23 protein-coding genes and 1 pseudogene are annotated in these 24,890 nt (G+C 48.8%); 21 read left to right on the forward strand and 3 right to left on the reverse strand.

Features of this window, described 5'->3' with window-relative positions:
* Window positions 1-8: 8 nt before the first annotated feature.
* Window positions 9-2,405 carry a type IA DNA topoisomerase gene (locus ACFPYJ_RS04870; protein WP_379186924.1) on the forward strand — a complete coding sequence of 799 codons (2,397 nt, stop codon included), beginning with the start codon at window positions 9-11 and terminating at the stop codon, window positions 2,403-2,405.
* 169 nt (window positions 2,406-2,574) lie between these two features.
* Here the strand turns inward: ACFPYJ_RS04870 and ACFPYJ_RS04875 are convergent, their stop codons facing one another.
* A complete protein-coding gene (locus tag ACFPYJ_RS04875; protein WP_379186925.1) occupies window positions 2,575-3,318 on the reverse strand; it encodes an HAD hydrolase-like protein in 744 nt (247 codons plus the stop codon).
* 125 nt (window positions 3,319-3,443) lie between these two features.
* Here ACFPYJ_RS04875 and ACFPYJ_RS04880 point away from each other — a divergent pair, with 125 nt between their 5' ends.
* A complete protein-coding gene (locus ACFPYJ_RS04880; protein ID WP_379186926.1) occupies window positions 3,444-3,575 on the forward strand; it encodes a hypothetical protein in 132 nt (43 codons plus the stop codon).
* Window positions 3,576-3,681: 106 nt separating this feature from the next.
* Here the strand turns inward: ACFPYJ_RS04880 and ACFPYJ_RS04885 are convergent, their stop codons facing one another.
* On the reverse strand, window positions 3,682-3,903 hold the full coding sequence (locus tag ACFPYJ_RS04885) for a hypothetical protein (protein WP_379186927.1): 222 nt from the start codon (window positions 3,901-3,903) through the stop codon (window positions 3,682-3,684).
* Between the two features lie 153 nt (window positions 3,904-4,056).
* On the opposite strand from ACFPYJ_RS04885, the gene ACFPYJ_RS04890 reads away from it, so the two are divergent.
* From ACFPYJ_RS04890 to ACFPYJ_RS04945, 12 genes are all read left to right on the forward strand, one after another.
* Window positions 4,057-4,782: a phosphonate ABC transporter ATP-binding protein gene (locus ACFPYJ_RS04890; RefSeq protein ID WP_379186928.1), complete on the forward strand. Its 726-nt coding sequence runs from the start codon at window positions 4,057-4,059 to the stop codon at window positions 4,780-4,782.
* A complete protein-coding gene (locus ACFPYJ_RS04895; protein ID WP_379186929.1) occupies window positions 4,779-5,315 on the forward strand; it encodes a GNAT family N-acetyltransferase in 537 nt (178 codons plus the stop codon). Before ACFPYJ_RS04890 ends, ACFPYJ_RS04895 begins: the two co-directional genes overlap by 4 nt.
* Before the next feature lie 83 nt (window positions 5,316-5,398).
* The gene (locus tag ACFPYJ_RS04900) at window positions 5,399-6,010 is read left to right on the forward strand and encodes a DUF3298 and DUF4163 domain-containing protein (protein WP_379186930.1); all 612 of its coding nucleotides are present in this window, start codon (window positions 5,399-5,401) and stop codon (window positions 6,008-6,010) included.
* 79 nt (window positions 6,011-6,089) lie between these two features.
* On the forward strand, window positions 6,090-6,668 hold the full coding sequence (locus ACFPYJ_RS04905; RefSeq protein ID WP_379186931.1) for a response regulator: 579 nt from the start codon (window positions 6,090-6,092) through the stop codon (window positions 6,666-6,668).
* 643 nt (window positions 6,669-7,311) lie between these two features.
* Window positions 7,312-7,545, forward strand: coding sequence for an amino acid permease (locus ACFPYJ_RS04910; protein WP_379187013.1), 234 nt, complete (start codon window positions 7,312-7,314; stop codon window positions 7,543-7,545).
* A gap of 264 nt (window positions 7,546-7,809) precedes the next feature.
* Window positions 7,810-8,472 (forward strand): MOSC domain-containing protein, encoded by a 663-nt coding sequence (locus ACFPYJ_RS04915; protein WP_379186932.1) that lies wholly within the window; start codon window positions 7,810-7,812, stop codon window positions 8,470-8,472.
* Window positions 8,473-8,519: 47 nt separating this feature from the next.
* Window positions 8,520-9,539, forward strand: coding sequence for a phosphotransferase (locus ACFPYJ_RS04920; RefSeq protein ID WP_379186933.1), 1,020 nt, complete (start codon window positions 8,520-8,522; stop codon window positions 9,537-9,539).
* Window positions 9,540-9,623: 84 nt separating this feature from the next.
* Complete coding sequence (locus ACFPYJ_RS04925) at window positions 9,624-10,568, forward strand: polysaccharide deacetylase family protein (protein ID WP_379186934.1); 945 nt, start codon at window positions 9,624-9,626, stop codon at window positions 10,566-10,568.
* 219 nt (window positions 10,569-10,787) lie between these two features.
* Window positions 10,788-11,792: a 2-oxoacid:acceptor oxidoreductase family protein gene (locus tag ACFPYJ_RS04930; protein ID WP_379186935.1), complete on the forward strand. Its 1,005-nt coding sequence runs from the start codon at window positions 10,788-10,790 to the stop codon at window positions 11,790-11,792.
* A 55-nt stretch (window positions 11,793-11,847) separates the two neighbouring features.
* Entirely contained in the window at window positions 11,848-14,154 is a 2,307-nt protein-coding gene (locus tag ACFPYJ_RS04935) for a thiamine pyrophosphate-dependent enzyme (protein ID WP_379186936.1), read from the forward strand.
* Window positions 14,155-14,226: 72 nt separating this feature from the next.
* Window positions 14,227-14,553 (forward strand): hypothetical protein, encoded by a 327-nt coding sequence (locus ACFPYJ_RS04940; protein WP_379186937.1) that lies wholly within the window; start codon window positions 14,227-14,229, stop codon window positions 14,551-14,553.
* Window positions 14,554-14,581: 28 nt separating this feature from the next.
* Window positions 14,582-15,094, forward strand: coding sequence for a hypothetical protein (locus ACFPYJ_RS04945; RefSeq protein ID WP_379186938.1), 513 nt, complete (start codon window positions 14,582-14,584; stop codon window positions 15,092-15,094).
* A 97-nt stretch (window positions 15,095-15,191) separates the two neighbouring features.
* On the opposite strand, the gene ACFPYJ_RS04950 is transcribed toward ACFPYJ_RS04945, so the two are convergent.
* Window positions 15,192-16,184: a YpdA family putative bacillithiol disulfide reductase gene (locus ACFPYJ_RS04950; RefSeq protein WP_379187014.1), complete on the reverse strand. Its 993-nt coding sequence runs from the start codon at window positions 16,182-16,184 to the stop codon at window positions 15,192-15,194.
* A gap of 285 nt (window positions 16,185-16,469) precedes the next feature.
* On the opposite strand from ACFPYJ_RS04950, the gene ACFPYJ_RS04955 reads away from it, so the two are divergent.
* The 7 genes and pseudogenes from ACFPYJ_RS04955 to ACFPYJ_RS04980 all read left to right on the forward strand — a co-directional run bounded on the left by ACFPYJ_RS04955 (window position 16,470) and on the right by ACFPYJ_RS04980 (window position 24,884).
* Window positions 16,470-17,003, forward strand: a complete 534-nt coding sequence (locus ACFPYJ_RS04955; RefSeq protein WP_379186939.1) for an ADP-heptose synthase — start codon at window positions 16,470-16,472, stop codon at window positions 17,001-17,003.
* Window positions 17,004-17,356: 353 nt separating this feature from the next.
* Window positions 17,357-19,105, forward strand: a complete 1,749-nt coding sequence (locus ACFPYJ_RS04960; RefSeq protein WP_379186940.1) for an ABC transporter ATP-binding protein — start codon at window positions 17,357-17,359, stop codon at window positions 19,103-19,105.
* 25 nt (window positions 19,106-19,130) lie between these two features.
* Window positions 19,131-20,945, forward strand: a complete 1,815-nt coding sequence (locus ACFPYJ_RS04965) for an ABC transporter ATP-binding protein (protein WP_379186941.1) — start codon at window positions 19,131-19,133, stop codon at window positions 20,943-20,945.
* Between the two features lie 229 nt (window positions 20,946-21,174).
* The gene (locus ACFPYJ_RS04970; RefSeq protein ID WP_379186942.1) at window positions 21,175-21,447 is read left to right on the forward strand and encodes a hypothetical protein; all 273 of its coding nucleotides are present in this window, start codon (window positions 21,175-21,177) and stop codon (window positions 21,445-21,447) included.
* 445 nt (window positions 21,448-21,892) lie between these two features.
* Window positions 21,893-23,167: a serine--tRNA ligase gene (gene serS / locus ACFPYJ_RS04975; protein ID WP_379186943.1), complete on the forward strand. Its 1,275-nt coding sequence runs from the start codon at window positions 21,893-21,895 to the stop codon at window positions 23,165-23,167.
* 378 nt (window positions 23,168-23,545) lie between these two features.
* Window positions 23,546-23,721: pseudogene (locus ACFPYJ_RS33185) on the forward strand (transposase); the annotation flags it as partial.
* 197 nt (window positions 23,722-23,918) lie between these two features.
* Window positions 23,919-24,884 carry an AAA family ATPase gene (locus ACFPYJ_RS04980; protein WP_379186944.1) on the forward strand — a complete coding sequence of 322 codons (966 nt, stop codon included), beginning with the start codon at window positions 23,919-23,921 and terminating at the stop codon, window positions 24,882-24,884.
* Window positions 24,885-24,890 lie beyond the last annotated feature (6 nt).

Below are 24,890 nucleotides of genomic sequence, written 5' to 3' on the forward strand. Positions count from 1 at the left end.
GCGATTAGTTGAAAACATTAATTATCGCAGAAAAGCCGGATATGGGCCGGACAATTGCCGCCGTTATTGAACCTAAGGCGCAAAACAAACGTTCCTATCTGGAAGGCGAGCGTTATATCATAACATGGGCTATCGGACACTTAGTTAGCCTGGCAGAACCGGATCATTACGATCCCAAATACAAACGATGGAATGAAGGGGACTTGCCAATCATTCCGGATCAATTTAAGCTGTGGCCGAACGCAAGGACGAAGGATCAGTTGAATACGATCGGAGAGTTGGCTAAGCGCTGCGATCGGCTCGTGAATGCATGCGATGCCGGGCGCGAAGGTCAGCTCATTTTTCATTTGATCAAGCAATATTTGAGAATGATGCAGCCTACAGAGCGGTTATGGATATCCGATCTGACGGCCGAGACGATACGTAAGGGCTTCGATGCCCTTCGGAACGATCAAGATTACGATCCGCTGACAAGAGCGGCTAGGGCACGCAGCGAGGCGGACTGGCTTGTGGGTATGAACGCCTCCAGAGCCTTTACTATTCGTCATAAGACGCTATTATCGGTTGGTCGTGTCCAGACCCCCGTGTTAGCTTTGCTTTATGACCGTCATAAGGAAATAACTGCTTTCGACAGCGAAACCTATTTTGTTGTCCAAGCTGTTTTCAGTCAAGAGGATTTTAGCTATAAAGGGCTTTGGCAGGGGGATCGAATCACCAAGAAGGAGCAGGCAGATGCTCTTGCCGCCAAAGTGCTTGGGCAGCCGGGCACCATTATAAGCTATGAAACGAATGAATCGAAGGAATATCCTTATCGATTATATGATTTGACCTTGCTTCAGCGTGAAGCGAACGGCAAGTTTGGCTATCCGGCGAAGAAAACACTGGATATCGCACAGGCTCTTTATGAGAAGCATAAGGTGATCAGTTATCCGCGTACCAGTTCAAACTATGTGACGGAAGAGAATATCCCAGTCATGGGGAATGTTCTTAACATGCTTAAACAAACGTCAAACTACGGTCAGCTAGCCAATAACGCAGATCGCGGCAGGGTTCATAAGGGCAATAAAGCTGTCTGTAATCCAGCGAAGGTTGAGGATCACCATGCGATTATTCCGACCCCCAAGCGGCCGGGGACGCTTAATCAGGAAGAGCAGAATATTTATGATCTCATCGTCCGCCGCTTCTTATCGCACTATTATCCTCCGGCGGTTTATAACAATCATGAAGTGATGACACAGGTACTGGATGAACTATTCCGTACAAGAGCGAAGGAACAGCTGGATCAAGGCTGGCGAGTCGTTCTCGGAGGAGATGAGGGAACGGGCGTTAAAGAGAAAACACGAGGCAAGAAAAAGGCTGACGAGGCTTCCGATGATCAAGAGGATGATCTGCTTGTGACTGATCGGCCTTTTGCCGTGAACAAGGATCTTCCTGTTCTCTGCGAGGAAGCTGCCGGGATCGAAAAGGCGACTAGCCCGCCAAAGCCTTTTACGGAAGGGACGCTTCTCAAAGCAATGGAAAGCGCCGGGAAGTCCATCGAGGATGAAGAGCTGAGGGATGCCATGAAGCAGACGGGTCTTGGTACGCCAGCTACGCGGGCTGCGACGATCGAGCGTTTGAAGCAGGTCGGCTATATCAAGCCGACGGGAAAACGCCTGGATATTACAACTAAAGGCTGTGCAGCGATTGAGCTAATCCGCGGTGCAGGCGTTGAATTGTTAGCATCACCCGAAATGACGGGTCGATGGGAGCAGCGGCTTCATCAAATCTCCAAGGGCGAGGCTTCTGATGAACAGTTCATGCAGAAGGTCAAGCAGTTTGCCGAGATGATTGTGGGCAAAGTCAAACATCAGCGGCCGGCTGCTGCGAGTTTATTCGCAGAACCCGAATCTGAAGCGAAAGTCAAAGGGAAGAGTAGAGCGCCGAAGAAAAGCTCAGATGCGGATGCGAAGCAGGCAGGTACAAAGCAGCGAGCGGCGGTCAAGCGTCAGACGAGCAATAAAGCTGGTACTGAATCAGCAGCTAGTTCTGCGGTTAAGAAAGGCGGAGCAGCGCAAAGAGGCACAAGCAGCAAGATTGAAAGCACCGTTACAGCTCTAACATCGAGTTCTCAATCTTCAGCAGCCTCACCTGCGATTATAGCTCCGTGCCCGCGTCCTGGCTGCAGCGGCCAATTAGTTGAAGGCAAACGCGGCTACGGCTGCTTAAAGTTCCGTGAGGGCTGCTCTTTCGTCATTTGGAAGGAGCAGGATAACAAAACGGTTACCGCGGCTATGGCCAAAGCGATTGCTACAAGTGGAGAGACACGTAAGCTATCCTTCAAGTCCGAAGATGGATCTGCTTTCTCAGGAAAGCTTGTATTAAAGGATACTTCTAAAGGAACAGTTGAATTTGTTCCCCTGTAACGGAAGAATCCCTCATCGTTAACGGGAAACCGCTCATCTTGTCGTCTCGATGGCGAGGATAAAGAGCAAGACAGCTACACGGCTCGGTTTCGCTGCGGCGCTGACCTGTTCATAATCTAAAAAGGCTTGTCCCACATGATGCGGGACAAGCCTTTTATGCGATAAACAACTATTGGGCCTGGCGAGACTGGATGTAACCGTGAATGCTGCCTGGCACTTCGCTAAGCTGTCTTAATGTGAAGAAAGCGCCTTTGGGTTCGACATCGACACCAACGATATTGTAGACCCATTCAGAATCCGTCTTCATATGAATGGCATTGATGCCAGTGGTTAGTGCAGGAATAACATCGGTGCGCAAGGAGTTACCAATCATCCAGGTTGTGCTTCGGTCAAAAAGACCATCTTGTAATATCGTCTCCATCGCTTCGATATTCTTGTGAGAACGAACATAAATTCGATTGTCGAAATAGCGTTCCAGCTGCATCTGATTAATTTTTCGTTGTTGAATCAACAATTCTCCACCAGTATACAAATGAAGCTCGTGCCCGTAAGATGCGAGCTTATCGAGCGTTTCTTCCATAAATGGGTATGGCTCCACAGCATGCTCATAGACGCTGCGGCCAAGCTTCCACAACAAATCCTCTTCCACAATTGAACGTGATCGGCCTACAAGGTCCGAGAAGTGGCGGTACGTTTCAATAAAGGATTCGGGGAAATGATCGCTCTTGAAGCCGACAACCTGCACGCCAGCGATATCAATTTCCGTTTGCTTGTCCTGGATCGTGCCGGTTGTAATATTGTGGCCGCGAAACCAGTCTGACATGAGGTCCGTAAACTGTTCGATCACAAGATAGAAATACTTGTTACAGTAAATAAGAGTGTCATCAAGATCAAATAAAAGTTGTTGCTTCATATGGCACAGCTCCTTCTCCAGATGATGCGGCTGTAGAACAAATCTACCTCATCTGGGGATTCGCCGTCAAATCGAATATTAGTGGCTGATTAAGCGAATACTGTAGATTGGAGGTGAGACTTCATATGGCTGTGAATAAAAATGAGATGAAGGACAATCGGAGCAGCGGATTTCGAGGACGCAATGCAACATTAACTCCGGAGAAAACGGCAATCCGACCACCAAGCTTAAACGGCATTAACAAACAGCTTCCCTAATACGCACCGATGCCGTCTAAACGATCATGAACACAATACAAAATGGGCATGCGCTCAAATTGCGAATTAGATTCTAAACGAGCGCGTGCCCAACGAATACCGCGGGTTAAGCATATTTATTCAATTTATCGTGTAAGTTTTGTTTGATATAAGCTATTCTTCGTCTTACATAAAAATCATAGCTCTCGCCTTTAAGCTCCCGGGGCGTAATCACCTCCTCTGCTGTGTTGTCGATAATAGTCAGCGAGCCGTTCGAATAAAACTTAAAAGTCAGATCCCGAAATGGACGATGTCTTTCGATAAATCGATAGTTTTCACAGTTGTTCATGATGATTAGCCTCCTTTTGTAAAAACGAGTATTTTTAGAACAAGTGTTCTGGTTTTTATTATACCAAACATTTGTTCGGATGGAAACTATTTTTTGTTTCCCTTAAACTAGATTGATAGAGTTTATTTTGATTTGTCTAAAGGAGCGCCATTCATGATAAAAGTCATTCAGTTATCGAAACAAATACCTGGTGGCCCGCAGGTACTTTCAGGCATCAATCTTGAAGTTCAACCGGGTGAATTCGTTGCGGTAAAAGGAGCAAGCGGAAGCGGAAAATCGATGCTGCTGCGTTGTCTGGCCCTGCGTGAGAGCTGGAGCGGCGGCACTTATATAGTAGATGGTGTGGATATCTTCAAGAAAGGATTCGCCGGGAAGATCAAGGTCCGCCGCGAGATGGCTTATCTGGAGGAGAAGCCGCAGCTGATCCCGAACCGTACGGCACTTAAGAACGTACTGATCGGTGCGGCATATCAAACCCCTGCATGGCGAAGAGTAACGGGGATGGTGCGCAGCGATGATTATATGGGCGCGATGGATATGATCGAGAAGATGGGCCTATTGGAAAAAGCACATCAGAAAGGCGGTCAGCTTAGCGGGGGAGAGAAGCAGCGTATTGCAGTTGCAAGAGCGCTGGTCCATGGCGCGACTACCTTGCTCGTAGATGAGCCGGTATCCGGACTTGACCCGCATCAGGCGGAGCAAGTACTGGACGATTTGAAAAAAATGTGCCGCATTCAAGGGATTTCAGTAATCGCTGTCATGCATCAAGGTGACTGGGCGGAGCGGTTTGCCGATCGTATTGTGGGGCTTAATAACGGGAAGCTTGTGCTCGATATTAAAGGAAGAAGATTGACAGAACGGGAGAAGATGCTGCTATGACGCCACAGGCTTCTTACGGAAGCGGTGCAGATACGATTCCGGAATATCACTATCGTCTTTTACAAACCAATGAAGTCGAAGCCGCCCATCAGCTCGAGATGGCCTGCTTTACGCCAGAGGCGGCTGCAACGCTTGAAGCCTTTAGGTTTCGGCAGTTGAATTTCCCATGCTATTTTTGGTCGGCCTGGTCGGAGGATCATCTGATTGGACTTGCTTGTGCGATTCGTACAGCAGAAAGCGCTTGCGAAGAAAATGAAGTAAAAGGTTCGCACGAGCCCCAAAGGGACGGGATGAATCTATGTGTCTTGTCGGTGGCGGTTGAGCCAGATCACCGCCTGCAAGGTGTGGGCGACGCTCTGATGAAGCCGCTTGTGAAGCAAGCGCTGAACGATCACCTGGAATCGGTTTATCTCATGTGCGAAGAGCATCTCATACCCTTCTATAAGAAGCATGGCTTCAAGTATATCGGGCTTTCATCCTCGAATCACGGCGGACTTCAGTGGCATGAAATGAAGCTGGTTCTAAGCGAATAGGAATGGTTTACGAAATGAACTAGCAAAGGATGCGTGAAGCCGGCATAGAATAGACCATCAACCTAATAGGCAGGTGTCCATCTATGGCCTTTCAATTTCCGGCAGTCATCCACGCTTCCCGAATCACATTCCCAAAAGCAGAGCTTTGGGTTCCCGTCTTGAGCGGGCTGCATCATGCAACGGCTCGCAATACGATGAACGAGAAGATCCGCCAAACTGTTCGTGAGCTGGTAGCCGATCAAGGCTCGCTAACGGATCCTCGTGCGGATATGCAGGGTTATTTTGAGATAAAGACCAATGAGAAAAACGTCCTCAGTCTTTCTCTATTCAACTACGCCTACACCGGCGGAGCCCATGGTTTAACGCTGCAGGAGTCGCTCTCGTTCGATACATCAACCGGCAGGCCCTATTCACTAGCGGAGCTGTTCAAGCCGGGCAGCAATTATGTCGGCCGGATTTCTGATTTGATTAAGCTGCAAATTACAACGCGTCAGATTGCTACTTTAGATCCTTTTAATTCGATTCGAGTGGATCAATCCTTTTACATTGCGGATCGCGCTCTCGTTATTTATTTTGCACTCTATGAACTGACTCCCTATGCGTTCGGGTTTCCTTATTTTCCGATTTCGGTATATGATTTGAGCGATATTATTAATCCGAACGGGCTGCTGGCTCCTATGGAAATGAACAATTAATAATCTTTTGACTGGAATGCAGGGTTTTTCACTCCAAATGTCGAAAGTTGGTGAGTACGCCGATACGAGGAGCTAAGCTATGATTTATTTTTTTATTTTTCTTCCAATTGTTGGTATTGCTCTTGGCATCGCAATTCGTTTTAGGGAGCGTTCCAAGAATAAGCCAATCATTGAGCAGAATTCTACGATAGCGCATTTCCAGCCTGCTGCTGGACCCAAGCTGGAACCAAGGCGTAAAGCGGACCTTTCGCCTACAAGCGTAGGCTCTTCTCCATACAGCGTGCTGATCGTTGATGATCAATCTGCGATCCGGATGCTGATGCGGGAGCTTTTTGAACTGGAGCAAGTAACGGTTTATGAAGCCCCGCATGGCAAGGCTGCAATCGAGATGGTGCAGCATCACCCCATTGACTTCATTTTGCTAGATTTAAAAATGCCGGATATGGATGGGATCGAAGCACTGCGGGAAATTCGAAAGGTCGATACTGAGGTCATGGTGGTGATGATTACAGCCTATGGTGATCCGGATAAGCTGGAGGCAGCCAGGCAATTGGGCGTGCAGGCTTTCTTCACGAAACCCTTTGATATCGATCATGTGAAGAACCATGTTATGGGTATACTTAATAAACAAGAAACACGGGAAGGTGAAGTATCCTGACCATCTTCTTGTGCTGACAAGGACGCCACCCTCATACAGTCATGTATGGGGGTGGAGCTGTGTTTGCAGCTATATGGGGCTATCACTGCACCAGCCCTTAACCTGACATTCTTCCTATGTCCGATACATGCAGGATGAGCATGATTTAAATAAAATGGGATTCGCGCAGCAGCAGACCAGGTCTATGAGAGGTCTTGCTTCATTCAGCCACTCCTTCTCGGCATTATCCGCTGCCCATTGGGGCGGTTTTACTGCTCGGGCCTGCTGCTGCAGCCGGAAGGCTTGTTGTAGTCGGAATCGGATGGCCAATTCTGGCGATATTCGGATTATGTACGGCTTGCTCATTGGCAGCGATTGCCTCTGCTTACCCTGCAGCGGGGAGTCTTGTTCACTGGACGTGCGCGATCGTGGACAGGCGGCTCGGTCTAATGTCAGGGCTGCTTCATTGCACAGGCAATATTCTGGTGCTAATTTTGACCAATCGTTTATACGTTTCTATATTTGTCCTGTTTTCCGTCATGCTGCTCCAATATCCGATTGGAACAGGACTGTATGCCGGCTATGAAGGAGTTGGAAGATGGTTTGCGGAAGTTTGGAGTGGGGAGCGGGGAGCTTCATTTCCTTCGGGTTTTTCCTTATCCTTATGGGCGCAGGAGGGGCCAGCGGGCTCTCCAGCATGTCCTCTGCATCCAGAACGTTATTTGCATTGGCCCGCAATGAGAACATCCCATACGCTCATCTCTTCAAGAATATATCGGAACGCTTTCGTTCGCCGCAGGCCGCTCTGCTTCTGGCAGCCGTTACTGCAGTAATCATAGCCGCAATTACCGTCGGAATGAAGTGGAGCCCGTTCTTTCAGACCATCACGTCTGAATAGAAAAGCTTTAGAGGAGCTCATCCGAATTGAAAGAAAATTTCCTCAACTTTAATTTCCCGAGAAAATTGAATCATTTCCCGGGGAAGCGCATGAAAATACACAAAGAGATTTTAATCGACATTTGATGACGAATGTTTAATATTGGAAAATATATCGAAATTATCTATATTTCGAGTGATGATTAACAGCATTAACAATTGCCATTATGCCCCATACGATTTATAATTTCAGCATTCATGTCTGTAATTGAACGGAGGAAACGAGATGGCAGTCTTGGGTAAGCTCTTATCATTGAATATCGCAAAAGCAGTCTCTGTTCCCTATGGATCCAAAGTGGTGGAGACAGGTATTTTCAAGACCTCGAGCGGAAAGCCGCTCAGGTTGACTAGAACAGGCTTAGTCGGCGATCAACAAGCGGATACAGTTAATCATGGCGGGCCGGATAAAGCAGTCTGTGTCTATTCGGCAGATCACTTTGCTTACTGGGAGGAGCAGTGGTCAAAGCCAGTGGAAGCCGGGGCTTTCGGCGAGAACTTTACAATAAGCGGACTGACGGAGGAAAACATACATATTGGTGATATTATCCGGATTGGAGAGGCTGTTGTACAAGTGAGTCAACCCCGGCAACCATGTTTTAAGCTGGGCGTCAAACATCAAATTCCGGAGCTTTCCCTACAAGTACAGCAATCTGGTTACACCGGTTATTATTTTCGGGTGCTGCAGGAAGGGATCGTTCAAGAAGGCGACGAGCTCATTGTGGAAAAGCGCCATGAAAAGGGCATATCCATTGCGGAAGCAAATGTGCTGATGTACGAGAATAAAGAGGATCGTGCCGGAATAAGCAGACTGCTCAGCGTTCAGGAGTTAGCGGACAGCTGGCAGGAGCATTTTAGCAAGCGGCTGGATAAATTATCCGCTCAAGAGTGACACCTGGCAGATGAAGCCGGTTTGATTTAAGCAGGAGGTTAACTACGATGTCTTTTGGAAATTCAGACGGTGATTTCGCTTTCTATTTGGAAGCCTATTCCAGGGATACCTTGTGGAGGGCAGTCAAGGAAGAAAGCGGGATGAACAATACCACCCGGATGATCTACTCCGGCAAGGATAAATATGTACTGCGCGTGTACGACAATCATCGTGATGTTGGAATTGTTCAGATTGAACATCAACTGCTGGACAAGCTTCAGCTGGCCGGTTTGCCGTTTCAGGTGCCAATGCCTGTTGCGAACCTTAACGGTTCGACAATTACGATATCGCCCGACGGTAAACTCGCGGCTCTGTATGCCTACATAGAGGGTGAGCGGCCATCGTCCAGTACAGATCGTCATGTTGAGGCCTTAGGAGCAGCGGCTGGAGCGCTGTCGAATGCAATGAGTCATCTGGAAATGGATCGGGAAATAAGACCCGTCTATAAGCCATATTATGAGTTTGAACAGTCGCATGCAGCAATGACAAACGAAAAACTGGAACGATTGAGCCAAGCTTCAGAGGTGCTTAGCAAACGAGAAGCTGAGCTCAGCCTGCTTTTTGCAGAACGGGCCCGATTAGCTGCTTTGAGAACATTAATGGCTGACATGCCGCATCAATGGATCCATGGAGACATTGTGTTTAACAACTCTCTCGTTCATGAGAATCGAATTTCCGGTGTGCTCGATTTTGAATTCAGCACCATTGATCTGCGTGCAATGGAGCTCGCTGTCGTCCTTGCGGAATTTCCGAATGAGGATTATTCCAGAGCTCTGGAACAGATTGCCTTGTTTTGCAGAGGATTTGGATCATCGGTTAAATTGACGAAAGTCGAAATCGGTCAACTATCTGATCTTGTAAAGCTTAGAATGCTGGATGTGTTTCTGCATTTTGCCGCGAGATACTCAGAAGGACTGGACGGTGAGCCGGTTTGGGATCATCAAATCCAGCGAGCAGCGTATGTATGTAAATGGCTGGATCAGTATAAGGCCGAAATCACAGAACTGTTTGATAATTATTTAAGCTAGTTAAATAAATGCCCGTGTGAATCATTCTTGAACGGTTAAGAATGAAACATCGGGCATTTGCCATATATATAGGGAGGGAGCTTGATGCTGCATGATGGAGGTCGTTTTCAGATGAATGTCGCGCAGTCATTAGGATATGGACCACAAGATCGGTTACTTATCATAAATGCAGACGATTATGGTTTATGTCATTCAACAAATAGCGGCATTCAATCGCTGCTGCAAGATGGAGTCGTGTCGTCAGCTACTATTATGATGCCCTGCGCCTGGGCCAGGGAAGCTGCGCTTTGGAGTGCCCGTCATTCCCAATTGGACGTCGGCGTGCATCTTACGTTTACGAGCGAGTGGAGTGCGATGAAGTGGGGACCTGTATATCGGGATGGCCCGGTAGATTCACTCGTTACTAGCGAAGGGTATTTTTGCAAGGATGCCAAATCCTTCGAGCGTCAAGCTGACCCCGTCCAAGTTCGCCAGGAGCTTAATGCTCAAATTAAAATGGCTCTCCAGCTGGGCGTTAACCTGACGCATGCGGATAATCATATGGGGAGCTTGTATGGACTGCAAACCGGCAGGAATTTCTTAAAACAAGTACTAGAGGTATGTGCCAATTATGGATTGCCTTTTCGGCTGCCGCGCAACCTCCTGCTCGAAAATGGCCAACTAGCACCGGCTGAACTGGCGAATCAAGCGCGCAAGCATGCGGAGGAAGCAGATCGGCTTGGTGTTGTCGTGCTCGATTATTTGCTTGGATTGCCATTTCGTTCCCAAGCGAACGAAACCTATGACAGCTTCAAAGTAGAAATGATCAAACTGCTGCAGCATTTGCACCCAGGCGTATCTGAAATCATCATCCATCCCTCACTCGTAACCGACGAGCTGTACGCTTTTCATGAGGAGCCTCTCAAACGGGGAATGGAGCTGGAGCTGTTTCGAGATCCGGACATTCAGGAAACCATTCGAGCGGAAGGAATCATTCCGGTTAAATGGCGGGATTTGCGTGCTTTGCAGCGGAGCCAGACTCGGCCTTGAAGCCTGGGGCTTATCCTTGCTAACGCGCAAGAAGACGAAGAAGCGGGATAACAGGTTCTGGACAAGCTCTCACTTTAAGAAAATAGTTGCCGTAGATGATTTACTAGAAGGGGCTGTTCGGTTTAAAAAGAGAGTCTATTCGTAAATAGTTAATAATGGTATACTGATAGTTGTGAATTTACTAAACTTTTCAGAAAATTCAGGGAGGGAGTTGAGCAAGTGGCAGATCTTCCAAAAAAGAATGAACTCGGTTTCTTCGAAATTCGCTTAGAATCTATCGGTGGGTTAGGTGCAAACTTGGCCGGAAAAATGCTGGCTGAAGCCGGTGTAGTTGGAAGCGGCTTCAACGGGGTAAGCTTCTCTTCCTACGGTTCAGAGAAGAAGGGCTCTCCAGTAAAAGCGCATATCCGCTTTTGTGATTTGGACACCAACATTAGAGACACAACACCGGTGGAGAGGCCTCATATCGTAGGCATTTTTCATGAGAATTTGTCCAAAACCGTTAATGTTATCAGCGGGATTTATGAGGACAGTGTCGTGCTTGTTAATTCTCCAAAATCCCCTGAGGAGCTCAAGGAGAAGCTGAAGCTTCTCGGCGGCACACTGGCGGTTGTGGATGCAACGGGCATTGCTCTGGAAGAAAACAATCGAGTGAACATGGGGATGCTTGGCGGGTTATTCCGGCTCTGCGACTTCCTGGATTTTGAACATATGAAAGGGATAATCCGTAAATCCCTGGAGAAGAAATATCCCGCGGCAGTCGAGCCCGCACTGCGTACTTTCCAGCGCGGGTATGATGAAGTTCAATTCCGTAACTTCTCGCTGCCGGAGGGGGAGACGATGCCGCTGCCAACCCGCTGGGATACGCCGTCGCTTGGCTATGAAACGCAGCCGATTGGCGGGATGATTACGAACCCCGGCAACAGTGTGCTTAAGGATTTGAGTATTTCCCGTGAGGGCATGATGCCGCATTTCGATGATGAGAAATGTATTCATTGTGCTGCCTGTGATACAGCTTGTCCGGACTTCTGCTTCGTCTGGGATGAGCAGCCCGATAAGAAAGGACGGCCTCAGATGTTCCTTCAAGGTATTGATTATCAGTACTGCAAGGGCTGCCTGAAATGCGTCGTCGCCTGTCCTACAGAAGCGCTGGCATCAGCGCGCGAGACAGATGGGTATGGGGAAGCGAACCGCGTTGCGCACTCATTTAACTGGGCTAACTAATTCAAACTCTATTATCAGCCGCGTCACGCTTTGCATGAGAGAAAGGAGAGGAACAATGGCCATTGAAATCAACAAAGAAGTGAGTACGGGTACCGTTGAACAGCGTATGGTATACGAGTCTGGTAACGAAATGGCAGCTTATGCCGCGCATCAGATCAATTATCATGTCATGGGGTATTTCCCAATCTCACCGTCAACGGAAGTTGCGCAATTTCTCGACCTGATGAAAGCAAACGGACAGCATGATATTAAGCTCATTCCAGCAGACGGAGAGCATGGTTCAGCGGGAATATGCTATGGCGCTTCCGCAGCTGGCGGCCGTGTTTTTAACGCTACCAGTTCCAATGGTTATTTATATATGCTTGAGCAGATGCCGGTGCAATCAGGGACGAGGTTCCCGATGGTCATGAATTTGGTTTGCCGCTCGGTGTCAGGTCCGCTAGATATTCACGGCGATCATTCGGATTTGTATTTTGCACTGAATACCGGCTGGCCGATTCTGATGTGCCGCGATCCGCAGGCCGTATACGATATGAACATTATAGCGCTCAAGCTTGCTGAAGATCCGGCTGTTCGCTTGCCGGTGCTGGTGGCCTCGGACGGGTATTTCACATCTCACCAGAAGCGCCGGGTTCAAACCTTCGCTCACCGCGCTGACGTTCATGCTTTTGTAGGGGAGCATTCACCGGAGGGCTTCAAGCATGTGCTGGACCGGAACAATCCGATTACAGTCGGTCCTTATATGAATGAACCGGACTATATTAATAACTGCTATCAGCAATCAAGAGCGATGTATAACGCCTCCGAGGTGTTTGATCGTCTGCGCAAGGAGTACCAGGTTATTACGGGCCGTGATTACCCGCTACTTGACCAATATCGCATGGAGGATGCCGAGGTCGCCGTTTTCCTCATGAATTCCGCCTCCGAAATCATCAAAGACGTCGTGGATCAGCTGCGTGCCCAAGGAATTAAAGCAGGCTCTATTGCTCCGAATATGATTCGACCGTTTCCGGCCAAGGAAATTGCCGAGGCACTGACGGGCATCAAGGCGATTACGATTGGAGACCGGGCCGACTCCTACGGCGGACATGGCGGCAATATGACCAATGAAATTAAAGCGGCTTTATTCACCCATGGCAATCGGGATACGCTTGTGATCAGCCGTGTATACGGACTGGGCGGCAAGGATTTCTATGCTGAAGACGGCCATCATCTGTTCCAGCTGGCAATTGAAGCGGCGAATAGCGGTAAAGTGGAGGTTCCGTTCGATTACTACGGTCACACGGCCGGCGATCCGAACAAAGTGATGAAGCGGGTTCTCGAACCAATGAAATTCGAAGAATTGAAGACTGGATTGATTACAGTCGACCGCGACGCCTCGACGGGTAAGCTGAAGGTCAAAGTACCGCCGGTACGTCAATTAACGAAGAAGCCGAAGCGGCTTGCTCCAGGTCACGGGGCATGCCCGGGCTGCGGTATTTTCTCGGGGCTTGAGCTGTTCTTCAAAGGCATTGAGGGGGATATCGTAGCCCTCTATCAAACCGGCTGTGCGATGGTCGTTACGACAGGTTTCCCTTATTCCTCTCACAAGGCGACCTACATTCATAATCTATTCCAAAATGGCGCAGCAACGCTTTCAGGCGTCGTCGAAATGTTCTGGGAGCGCAAACGCCGCGGGGAGCTGGATGGTCTAGGCATACGTGATGATTTCACATTCGTCATGATCACTGGTGACGGCGGGATGGACATCGGCATGGGGCCGGCAATCGGCAGCGCGCTGCGCAACCACAAGATGATTATTGTCGAATACGATAATGAGGGTTACATGAATACGGGTGCTCAGCTATCCTATTCCACGCCGCTCGGTCACCGTACGTCGACATCAAATGTCGGCAAGCATCAAGGCGGCAAGCTGTTTCACCACAAAGATACGGCGCAAATCATGGCAGCCACCAATATTTCCTACGTCTTTACCGGTTCGGAATCGCTGCCGCAGGATCTGCTTCGCAAAGCAGCCAAAGCACAATATTACGCTAACAATGTTGGTCTCGTTTATGGTAAAATTCTCATTTCCTGTCCGCTCAATTGGCTCTCCGAAGAGAAAATCGGGCAGACTTTAATTGATGAGGCAGTCAACACCTGCTTCTTCCCGATGTATGAGGTGGAGGAAGGCGTGACTACGATCACGTACAATCCGGAGGAGAAGGGCAAGCGCATTCCACTGGCGGATTGGCTCAAAAACATGGGCAAAACGAAGCATATGACACGCCCGGAATATGCAGAGGCGCTGCAGTCCTTCGAGGATGAGGTAGAACGCAGATGGGTTAGGTTGAAGGCGAAGCACGAAAGTCCTTATTTGTAAGACATTTGACAGGTTAACGGGGTGCAGCAGAGTTCTGCTCGCACCTCGTTTTTGTTCATAGGAACGAGTCGCGTGGCTGATGATCGAAGAGAGGGAATGATAAAGGTGCCAACGGTGCTTCGGAATCGAAAGACAGGCGAAATCGCTTGCGGAATTCTCCGTAATGCCTATGATATTGAATATTATGGCGCCTATTGGTGGGAGGATAATGAAACGGCGGAGAGCAGAGTTTCTTATCTTCTGAATGAAGTGCTGCGCGTGTACGAGGAAGAGTCTGATTGGGAGCTGCTTGAGGTGAGAGATGAGCGGTTGAAAATGTTTAACGTGAAATTAAATAATGACACCCGCCGCAGACTTTATCTGAATGCAGACGGAACGATAATCATACAAAAAGGATAGCCATCCAGGAAGGAGGCCGCAGCTGGATATGAGCGTAACGCAAAATCTCCATTATCAGCAGCTTATGGAAGTAAGGAGCCTTGCAGAAGCGGCTGCACTCGGCGAGCGGATACGTACGGAAGGTTTCACAGCGCTTAGACGTCTGCTGGATGAATTTCGCGATTATCTGAGACGCTTCACTGACAACGAAGGAGAACGGGCGGAAGAGCTCCTTCTGTTTGCGAGTACAGCGATTCCCGAGCCAGGCCGAATCAGCCCGTCATGGGCTTATATTTGGCAGGAGTATGAACGAATCATTCGAACAAAGCGGTATTTATTCCAGACGATTCCTGCTGCGGATCGGGACGGAGAGTGGCAGGTGCTGCTGGATAATCCGCACTCCAATCAGAATATCGCCGTTTACCCGGCTTTAACCTTCTTGGAATCCATCTATATGTTCGCTTACTTCCGTACGGATTTGACCAATAACGAGTACATACGGCTGCAAAAAATTGCAAATGTCGTGACTTTTACCGGTGCGGATCAAGAGGGACTGGTTTAACCGAATGCGGCAGATTGAAAAAGGTGCACTTACCAGATAATCAATCTGGCGGGTGCACCTTTTGTTAATAAAAGAAGTTGGCAGCTGTTTAATCCCATTAATCGAATGGCCTCTGTGCACATTGCATCAAATGACTGACGATTTTCCGTCCGTGGAAGCGCCCGGTTTCAATGAAAATCTCATTGGCCTCGCGCCGTGATGCAACGACACCGGCCAGGTAGATGCCGGGAATGTTCGTTTCCATGGTCTCATCATTGAAAGTGGGATAGCCTTCTTCCTCAATCGTAACGCCGATGGAGGTCAGGAATGCGCGGTCCGGATGGAAGCCGGTTAGAGCGAGTACAAAATCATTGGGCAGCTCTTCCGTACCTTCTGCATTCTCAACCGTGACCGAATGCGCCTTGATCTCGATGACTCTTGATGCAAAGCGCATACCGATGCGCCCTTTGCTCACCAAACTTTCGAAGCCTGGTCGGACCCAAGATTTGATGCTGGGTGAATAATCTTCGCCTCTGTATACAACCGTTACAAACGCACCGGCACGTTCAAGCTCAAGTGCGGCATCGATTGCAGAGTTGCTGCCTCCGATAATCGCCACATTCATTCCGGTATAGGGATGCGACTCCCTGAAGAAATGGGTGACCTTGTCGAGCTGTTCCCCCGGAATGCCAAGCTCATTGGGATGATCAAAATATCCGGTGGCGATGATAATATCTGAAGCTTCATAGGTCTTGTTTTCTCCATAACGATCGCAGCTCTCCAGTAAAAATCCGCCCTCTTCACGACGGATTATAGCCGTTACGGTTTCATAGGCTTGAATGCGAACTTTGCGGCGCAGAGCGACATTGCGGTAATAATTGAGCGCTTCCAGCCTGGAAGGCTTGTCGTTTGCGGTCGTGAACGGGATACCGCCGATTTCAAGAAGCTCCGGTGTACTGAAGAAATGCATATAAGTCGGATACTGGGAGATGGAATGAACAATATTCCGCTTCTCGATAATCAGCGGATTTAAGCCGGCTGCCTGCAGCTCAATAGCTGCGGCAAGTCCGCAAGGACCAGCGCCGATGATAATGACTTGTTCGGTAATCATAGGGATTCGCAAAGGCCTCCTAATTATTCTTCCAAAGCTTTCCCTTGCATCGCCTTAAGCGACGGCGCCAGGTAAACAGATATGGAGAGCTAATATTTTCGTTTGTCGGATCTATTTTAACATAATCGTCTATAAGTTACCGCTTTGAAGATTATTAAATACTGCTGCTTTGCGTAAACATGAGCTAGTACAGGCAATTGGCTCTGTGTACAGGCGGCGATATGATGTATAATAAGCTAATCTTGCTGAATATACGTATATGGAATAACAGAAGGGGGAGATAGAATGCGACGGCGCTTTGTTGTTGAAGCCGTAATGATAGCCACTTATGGACAATTGCTCGTACCAAGTCGTCCAGTCGATTTTGTCTTGCCGTACTCCACTATATTAGAGCTGTACGATATGAAAGACGGAAAAGAGCCGGTCATGGACGATCCGGAGGAAGATGCTCACGTGAAACAGAAAATTGCCGAACTTATCTCTTTCTTCGAGGATGCCCTGAACCGCAAGAAGATAGAACGCGCGCTCCAGATGCCGTGGCGTGCGAGTTCACCGCTGCTGCTCAATGACATGATCCAATTTACGGTTGTGCATGCGGTTGATAATGCTTCCTATGGTGAATATTTTGATCCCATTGAGACCGAGCTGCTTTTAACCTCGCTTAAGTTAAGCGTGCCTCTGTTATCGGATCAATTTGAATTTCAAGACCGTCTGCTGGAGGCGGAAGTGCCTGTCCAAGTGTATGATATCGAGGATTACGAGTTTGCGGTAGAGCAGGGAATCACAGCAGCGGATTTTGAATCTTCCCGTGATCTTTAAGTCCGGTTTGAGCTAAGCTGTCCATTGATTACGCCTGATATGCCATTTAACGCTTGAATATCAAGAAAATGTTTCTCTTGCGAACTGCAGGAAGTGATGATAAGATTTGGATGTTCCAATTATCGGAAAACAAGGAAGGAGGGCGATGGCTATGATTTATTTTAATCTTGATGTCCACAATTTTAAAATATTTCCTAACCATCGGCCCGCCTTCTTACGTGTGTCGTAGCTTCTTCCAGCTGCGATTCGTACGCGTATAAGGAGACTTTGAGCCCATGCAGGGCTTGAGGTCTCCTTTTTTGCTCTCTGATGGATGGAATCAACGCATACTTTCGAAGGAGGAGATAGAGAAAATGAAAGTATTGCTTCGACTCATGATGTATTTGCGGCCCAGCACCAAATGGGTGGTTATATCCTTAACGCTCTTGATTCTAGGTACACTGATTGATCTCATTGCACCATGGCTGCTCAAAGAAGTGTTTGATAAGGGGATCGCCAAAGAGAATACCAAAGCTATACTTCTGTTTACTTTAGCGCTTGCAGGTATTCAAGTCGTCAAGAGCTTCGGGATGTTTGTTCAAGGCCGCTCGCAAGAGCTGGTCGGCCAGAACGTCGTGTTCACGCTCCGCAAGCAAATGTATGAGCATCTGCAGAAGCTTTCATTCGGCTATTATGATAAAGCGAAGACAGGTCAGCTGATGTCCCGCATGACCGGAGATATAGAGGCGGTCAAGAACTTTATCGGTTTTGGCTCATTGACGATGGTCGGCGGACTGCTGACTTTTGTCGGGACGATCGGTTTCATGGTTTTCATGCAGTGGCAGGTAACCCTGCTGAGTATGGCAACAATCCCGCTGCTCTTATTTATTTTATACCGTTTCAATAAGAACGTTGGCCCGGCATGGGGACAAATCAGGGAGCAGATGGGCAGATTGACCACGACGCTGCAGGAGAATATCTCCGGTATTCGGGTCGTGAAAGCTTTTGCCAGAGAGAAAGCGGAGCAGGACAAATTCGAGAGCCGCAACGACCAGAACTTCGATACGAATATGGAGCGGGCTAAGCTTGAAGCGAAAGCGTTTCCGCTGATGGGTTTCTACGGGGGCTTAACTTTCCTGATCATGATCTGGCTCGGCGCTGTCTACGTCGCGAAGGATCAGATGACGCTAGGAACATTCATGGCCTTTCAGTGGTACACATGGGGGATTATCTGGCCGCTTAATATGCTGGGCTGGCAAATCAATATTATGCAGCAGGCCATTAAAGCTGCTCCGCGGGTCTTTGAGATCATTGATACGCCGGTTGGCATTAGCTCCCCGGATGATGGGGGTGCTGACCCGGCGCGGATTACCGGCAATGTGATTTTTGAAGAGGTCTCCTTTCATTTTGGCGATCAAGATGCAGCATCCGAAGCCGGTGTGCTCCAGGAAATTAATTTGGGCGTGCGTGAAGGCGAGGTTGTGGCCGTTCTTGGGTCTACCGGTTCAGGCAAGAGCAGCATGATCGCGCTGCTGTCCCGATTTTATGACGTCAGCCGCGGACGCGTGCTCCTTGATGGGGTTGATGTACGCGAATATGAGCTGGAAGGATTACGCCGCAAAATCGGAATCGTTCCTCAGGAAACCTTCCTCTTCTCAGCGTCAATCAGAGAAAATATCGCATACGGCGTACCGGAAGCGACTCAAGAACAAATCGAATGGGCAGCCAAGAAAGCGCAAATTCACGGCTTCATTGAGTCGATGCCGTATGGCTACGACACATTGATCGGCGAACGCGGGGTTGGATTGTCAGGCGGCCAGCGGCAGCGTGTTGCGCTTGCCCGAGCAATTCTGATGGATCCACCGATTCTCGTCTTGGATGAAGCGACAGCGAGTGTGGATACTGCGACGGAATCAGCTATTCATGAGGAGTTGTTGGAAGTCATGAAGGGACGCACAACTTTCATCATCGCCCAGCGCCTTTCCTCAGTGAAGCGGGCGGACCGCATCATTGTGCTGGACCGCGGTCAAATCGTGCAGCAGGGCACGCATAAGGAATTATTTGAACAAGACGGCTTCTTCCGCAACTTGTTTGAGATGCAGGAAGCGGCTTCGGTTCGATAATTTTTTATAAAAAGGGGGGAAAACAATGAGTCAAGTGGAATGGGACTCCGGGGATGAGCTGGAGGAGAAGCCCTTTAATCGGGAATATATGAAGAGGCTGTTCAAATACGTGCTCCCCTATCGGCGCGTATTGACGGTCGTCGTCGTCATCGTGCTTCTGAACATGGCGATCAGTTTAGCAGAGCCATTGCTGATTCGGGCTATTATTGACAAAGGGATCGGACTCGGTAATCCAAATTTCCATGTCATTCACTGGATTGGGTTCACACTGCTGGCGATGAGGTTGGCAGGCTGGCTGTTCGGATACTGGCATACGAGGCTGATTAACTTCACCGGACAGCGAATATTATTCGATTTGCGCCAGCAGTTGTTCAATCATTTGCAGACGCTGTCCTTCCGTTTCTTTGACGGCAGGCCGGCAGGGAAAATTATGTCCCGGATAACAAATGATACGAATGCGATCGGTGAGCTTATTAACGGCGGATTAATCACCATTGTCATGGAGGTCACCCATCTTGTCGGGATTGTTGCAATTCTGCTGTGGATGGATTGGAAGCTGGCTTTATTGTCTTTCATTACGATGCCGCTGCTGTACTTTATTGTAGGCAAGATGCAGCCCAAGATTGAAGGCTCCTGGTCCCGCTCGCGCAAGACGATGTCTGCTATAAACGGCAACGTGAATGAGACGATTCAAGGCATCCGTGTCATTCAAGCCTTCTCAAGGCAGCGGGTGAACAATGAGCGTTTTCAAACGTTGAATACGAATAACAAAGCGGCTTTCATGCGCGCAATCACGCTCGAATCAACGGTCTGGCCGGCTGTAGAAATGATTGGTATGATCGGTACCTGTATTGTGCTGTGGTTCGGTGCCAGAGAAGTAATGAATGATCAATTAACGCTGGGATTTATCATGGCCTTCATCAACTATCTATGGCGTTTCTGGGGGCCGCTCAGCGCCCTTTCCAAGGTATACAGCCAGGTCCTGTCTGCGATGGCGTCTGCAGAACGGATCTTCGAAGTGCTGGATACAGATCCGGAGGTGAAGGATCAGTCCAATGCCAAGCCGCTTAAGAAAATTCAAGGCGAAGTTGTGTTCGACAACGTATCCTTCCGGTATGGAGAAGACAAACCTGAGGTCCTTCATGGTGTCAACTTAACCATCAAACCAGGTCAGCGCGTAGCGCTGGTTGGTCCGACAGGAGCCGGGAAGAGCACGATTGTTAATCTATTGATGCGCTTCTACGATGCAACAGGCGGACGTATTATTATTGACGGACAGGACGTGAAGGATGTCACTTTGGAATCCTTAAGGCGACAGATGGGGATTGTTCTGCAGGATTCTTTTATCTTCTCCGGCACAATTGAGGAAAATCTCCGTTATGGCAACGAAGATGCTTCGGATGAGGAATTGAAGCGTGCGGCTACGAGCGTGCGGATTGATAAATTCGTATCCCAGTTTGCCGAAGGCTACGAGACGCAGGTGGAAGAGCGGGGATCCAAGCTTTCTGTCGGGCAGCGCCAGCTGCTTGCATTTGGACGCGTGCTGCTGTCCGATCCGCGCATTCTGATTCTGGATGAGGCAACATCGAGCGTAGATACGGAAACGGAGCAGCATATTCAATCCGCGCTCCAGACCGTGCTTGAAGGTCGCACTGCATTCATTATTGCACATCGGCTATCGACGATACGGGATGCGGATTTGATCCTTGTTGTCCAGGACGGGCGGATTTCCGAGCAGGGGACTCATGATGAGCTCATGAAGAAGGATGGGCTGTACCGAAAGCTGTATATGACACAATTTGAAATGCAGCAATCTTTAACCCTGCAGACAGGCGCATAAAGCGCTAAGTGAATAGAGATGAAATTGCCCCGTGAAAGATTTCTCTTCTGCGGGGCGGTTTTCATTCATGAGGAATTTGATCAAATAGGTATTCTTTTCGTCAAAATGATGAATAATAATGGAAAAACCAAAAAAACAACTTAGAACCTTCATAAATTGTTTGACAAGTCTCCAAAAAGTATATAAGCTTACAATGCCTTTTTAAATCTAAACAAACAGGAGATTGATTATGTCATTCAATTACAAATTTAAAAATTTTGTTGCAGCAGATAGTAATCCGGCGACAGGTCTATATCATTTTGTTGCCACTTTCTCCGATCAAACTCAAGTTAGACTGATGTTCACGAATACGCCGGAGTGGAAACTGATTGGTACGAACCGGCTGCTGACTGTTCCTTGTCCGATTTGCAGACGTGACTATTACTGTAACTGCATGAGTAAATATGCAGCTCAATTTGAGGAACAGGTATTAGAAGGCGAGCTTTACAACACCGTAGACTAAGGCAGTCCGTGCGGCAATTGAACGGGATGGATGCTTTAAAGCAGGTAAATTGCCTGCTTTTTTTGCGTTGTGCCGGTTGAGGCTGACATTTACTGCGAGCACGCTCTGATTTACGATAATGCCAGGACCGCAGAAATTCAAACTTTGGGCCGAAGATAACTTGATTCGCTTCACCGGCTTTGATATAATGACCCTCAATAACCGAAAATGCAAACAGGCCGATGAAGAGAATCCAACTCGGAGGCGTTGCGATCGGGACCGCAGCTGCAATTTGCTGGCAGGCGTCCTCTAAGTATTCCGGCTCCGCACCGTTACTTGCGGATCAAGAGAGTCTGTTCCTCGTTGAACGACTAATTTGGGTGGCACCGCGAACGCGTTCTTCGTCCCATTATGGGGAGAAGAACGCGTATTTTGTTATTTCGTGAACAAGAAGGAGTGCTTATTCATGTTAGACATTCGTATGATTCGAGAACGGTCGGAAGAGGTTCAGCAAGCGGCAGTACGGAAACGGCTCGCATTCAAGGTGGAGGAGCTTATGGCCATTGATGATCGCCGAAGAGAGCTTCTTACCCTCACAGAGAATCTCCGTGCAGAGCGTAACCGCCGTACGGAACAAATTAAACGGCTTCTAGGCGAGAATCGGAAGGAAGAAGCAGATCAAGAGAGAGTGATTGCTCAAGCGATGCTCGGGAAGCTGAAGGAAACAGAGCTTGCGCTTCGTGATGCGGAAGCGGCGTACAACCGCTGCATGCTGCTCGTGCCGAATTTCATGTCGCCAGATACACCGGTGGGAGCAAGCGATGAGGACAATGTAGAAATGAGGCGGATCGGTCAGCCGCCGTATTTCGCTTTTGAACCTCGCAATCATGTGGAGCTTGGTACAAAGCTGGATATGATCGATATGGAGCGCGGAGTGAAGGTTGGCGGTTCAAGGCAGTATGTACTGAAAAATAACGGGCTGCGGCTTCATCGTGCCGTGCAGCAGCTAGCACTGGATCTGCTTGAGGAGAAAGGGTATACGCTGCTCGATGTGCCCGTTATGGTGAAGGAGGAAACGCTGGTTGCATCAGGCTTCTTCCCTCTAAACCGTGACCAGACGTATGCGATTCAAGGTGAAGACAAATGGCTCGTCGGTACGGCCGAGGTGCCGCTTGTATCCTATTATGGCGGTGAACTGTTGGATTTAACTTCACCTATTAGGCTGGGGGCTGCAAGCCCCTGTTACAGAAGCGAGATAGGGTCAGCCGGACGTGATGTGCACGGCCTCTATAGGGTGCATCAATTCGCAAAGGTGGAACAGGTCGTCATCTGCCAAGCCGACCTTCAGCTTGCTGGACAACTATTAGAACAAATGACTGCTAACGCAGAGGAGCTGCTTCAGCTGCTGGAGCTTCCTTATCGGGTTGTTGCGGTATGTTCAGGCGATATGTCGCAGAAGAATTATAAGCAGTATGATCTGGAGACCTGGATGCCAAGCCGCAATAACTATGGGGAAACACATTCGGCGTCGCTCCTCCTTGATTTTCAAGCCAGGCGCTCGCGCATTCGGTACCGGGATCAGGAAGGGGAGCTGAAGTTTGCTTATACGCTTAACAATACGATGGTCGCGACGCCGCGAATTCTTATACCGATAATTGAGAACCATCAGCAGGAAGACGGCTCGATTTACGTGCCGGCTGCGCTGCGGCCCTACTTGAAGGGGCAGGAGCAGCTTCGATAAAGTACGGCGGAAGGAGCTGTCCCAAATCTTAACGAAAGAGATTTGGGGCAAATCCGTAATACACTTGTGTGAACGACTTGCTGCGTGTTCGGCATTCGCGGTTTACTTCTGCACCGAGCCTCGGCACGTGGCGGGGCGATAGGTGTCGGCAGTCAACCGCATGATGCATGCACATCTATACTGGATATTTACAGCTATTTCGGGCCTTAGATGTACGAATCAGCGCTATACTGGAAATTTCCAGTTATAAATGCCGAATTGAGCTTAAAAGGTTCATTTGGGGCGATTTAGCTGTATGGAATGCAGTATAGAGACAGTTTTAATCGGATGGAAGTCTTTTTAACTGTACGAATTCCAGTATAGGCTAGGGTGTAACAGGTTCGGAGGATGATCGAGCCGGAGAGTGTATTTGGGCAACTGAAAAACAACCGGGGATTCCGGCGGTTCCTGCTTGCGGGTTGCCAAAAGTAAGCCAAGAAATCAGGTGGCTTTCGCTTGCCTATAGTCTGCTGAAGAAAAGCAGCAATCGACCAAACGGGAAGGAGCAGAAATAACGCTTCCCCTTCCCGGGTTTGTTTATTTACTCAACTACAAAGGTAAACCTAACTTACTTTCGAGGGCGGTTCCTTTTTATTTTGCCGGATTAGGAATCGTTCATCTATCACGATAGGTATAGCGGTTGCTTTTGTAAGCAGGTATACTGGGAAATATAAACACCCATTTCTTTGGAAAACGAGAGGAGCACCGCCGGATGACTTTGCAGAAGATTCAAAGCTTAGCGGACCGAATTCGAACGAATGTCAGCAGCGTTATAGTTGGAAAAGAAGAGATTATTGATAAATTGGTCATTGCAATCATCACTTCCGGTCATGTTCTGCTGGAGGATGTGCCTGGTACCGGTAAGACGCTTCTTGCGAAAGCGCTTGCTAAATCCATCGACTGCTCGTTCAAACGAATCCAGTTCACGCCGGACCTGCTTCCGTCCGATTTGAGCGGTATTCATTTCTATAATCAGAAGCTCTCCGAATTCGAGTTCAGACCAGGACCTTTGTTTACGAATATCGTCCTCGCAGATGAGATCAATCGCGCAACACCGAGAACGCAATCGAGCCTGCTTGAATGTATGGAGGAGCGGCAGGTCAGCATTGATGGCACGACACATCTCTTAAGCCGTCCTTTTCTTGTTATTGCTACTCAAAATCCAGTGGAACAGCAGGGAACGTTTCCGCTGCCGGAAGCTCAATTAGATCGGTTCCTCTTCAAAGTGAAGATGGGTTATCCTTCAACGGCAGAAGGTATTGCTATCATGAAAAGATTCATGTCCGATAATCCCCTCGACCAGTTGACTGCGGTAGCCAGCGTTGAGGAAATTGAAGAGGCTCAGCGCTTGTTCACAGCTGTGGCGGTGTCGGAGGATTTACTGCTGTATATGCTGTCGATCGTTGAAGCTACGCGTAAGCATCCCGATGCAGCGCTTGGAGCGAGCCCGCGAAGCAGTCAAGCGCTGCTCCGGGCATGCCAAGCCTATGCTGCGGTGCAAGGGCGCGATTATGTCACGCCGGATGATGTGAAGGCAATGGCAGTGCCTGTGCTGGCGCATCGAGTGTCCTTGAGAAGTGCGCAGCGGATGCGTCCTCATGCTGCGGAGAGTGTTATGGAGTCCATTTTGCAAACGATTACGGTTCCTTCGGACACGCCTTTATTGGCCAAATCGTAAGAATGG

This window comes from Paenibacillus solisilvae, from assembly GCF_042656405.1.
GTDB lineage: Bacteria > Bacillota > Bacilli > Paenibacillales > Paenibacillaceae > Paenibacillus_Z > Paenibacillus_Z solisilvae.

What these genes read in the sequence shown, in the direction of transcription:
- ACFPYJ_RS04885 (WP_379186927.1), bottom strand. Translation starts at nt 3,903, where the DNA reads ATGAACAACTGTGAAAACTATCGATTTATCGAAAGACATCGTCCATTT.
- ACFPYJ_RS04945 (WP_379186938.1), top strand. Translation starts at nt 14,582, where the DNA reads ATGAGCGTAACGCAAAATCTCCATTATCAGCAGCTTATGGAAGTAAGG.
- ACFPYJ_RS04910 (WP_379187013.1), top strand. Translation starts at nt 7,312, where the DNA reads ATGGGCGCAGGAGGGGCCAGCGGGCTCTCCAGCATGTCCTCTGCATCC.
- ACFPYJ_RS04965 (WP_379186941.1), top strand. Translation starts at nt 19,131, where the DNA reads ATGAGTCAAGTGGAATGGGACTCCGGGGATGAGCTGGAGGAGAAGCCC.
- ACFPYJ_RS04900 (WP_379186930.1), top strand. Translation starts at nt 5,399, where the DNA reads ATGGCCTTTCAATTTCCGGCAGTCATCCACGCTTCCCGAATCACATTC.
- ACFPYJ_RS04970 (WP_379186942.1), top strand. Translation starts at nt 21,175, where the DNA reads ATGTCATTCAATTACAAATTTAAAAATTTTGTTGCAGCAGATAGTAAT.
- ACFPYJ_RS04890 (WP_379186928.1), top strand. Translation starts at nt 4,057, where the DNA reads ATGATAAAAGTCATTCAGTTATCGAAACAAATACCTGGTGGCCCGCAG.
- ACFPYJ_RS04955 (WP_379186939.1), top strand. Translation starts at nt 16,470, where the DNA reads ATGCGACGGCGCTTTGTTGTTGAAGCCGTAATGATAGCCACTTATGGA.
- ACFPYJ_RS04880 (WP_379186926.1), top strand. Translation starts at nt 3,444, where the DNA reads ATGGCTGTGAATAAAAATGAGATGAAGGACAATCGGAGCAGCGGATTT.
- ACFPYJ_RS04920 (WP_379186933.1), top strand. Translation starts at nt 8,520, where the DNA reads ATGTCTTTTGGAAATTCAGACGGTGATTTCGCTTTCTATTTGGAAGCC.
- serS (WP_379186943.1), top strand. Translation starts at nt 21,893, where the DNA reads ATGTTAGACATTCGTATGATTCGAGAACGGTCGGAAGAGGTTCAGCAA.
- ACFPYJ_RS04905 (WP_379186931.1), top strand. Translation starts at nt 6,090, where the DNA reads ATGATTTATTTTTTTATTTTTCTTCCAATTGTTGGTATTGCTCTTGGC.
- ACFPYJ_RS04960 (WP_379186940.1), top strand. Translation starts at nt 17,357, where the DNA reads ATGAAAGTATTGCTTCGACTCATGATGTATTTGCGGCCCAGCACCAAA.
- ACFPYJ_RS04895 (WP_379186929.1), top strand. Translation starts at nt 4,779, where the DNA reads ATGACGCCACAGGCTTCTTACGGAAGCGGTGCAGATACGATTCCGGAA.
- ACFPYJ_RS04980 (WP_379186944.1), top strand. Translation starts at nt 23,919, where the DNA reads ATGACTTTGCAGAAGATTCAAAGCTTAGCGGACCGAATTCGAACGAAT.
- ACFPYJ_RS04935 (WP_379186936.1), top strand. Translation starts at nt 11,848, where the DNA reads ATGGCCATTGAAATCAACAAAGAAGTGAGTACGGGTACCGTTGAACAG.
- ACFPYJ_RS04875 (WP_379186925.1), bottom strand. Translation starts at nt 3,318, where the DNA reads ATGAAGCAACAACTTTTATTTGATCTTGATGACACTCTTATTTACTGT.
- ACFPYJ_RS04925 (WP_379186934.1), top strand. Translation starts at nt 9,624, where the DNA reads ATGCTGCATGATGGAGGTCGTTTTCAGATGAATGTCGCGCAGTCATTA.
- ACFPYJ_RS04950 (WP_379187014.1), bottom strand. Translation starts at nt 16,184, where the DNA reads ATGATTACCGAACAAGTCATTATCATCGGCGCTGGTCCTTGCGGACTT.
- ACFPYJ_RS04915 (WP_379186932.1), top strand. Translation starts at nt 7,810, where the DNA reads ATGGCAGTCTTGGGTAAGCTCTTATCATTGAATATCGCAAAAGCAGTC.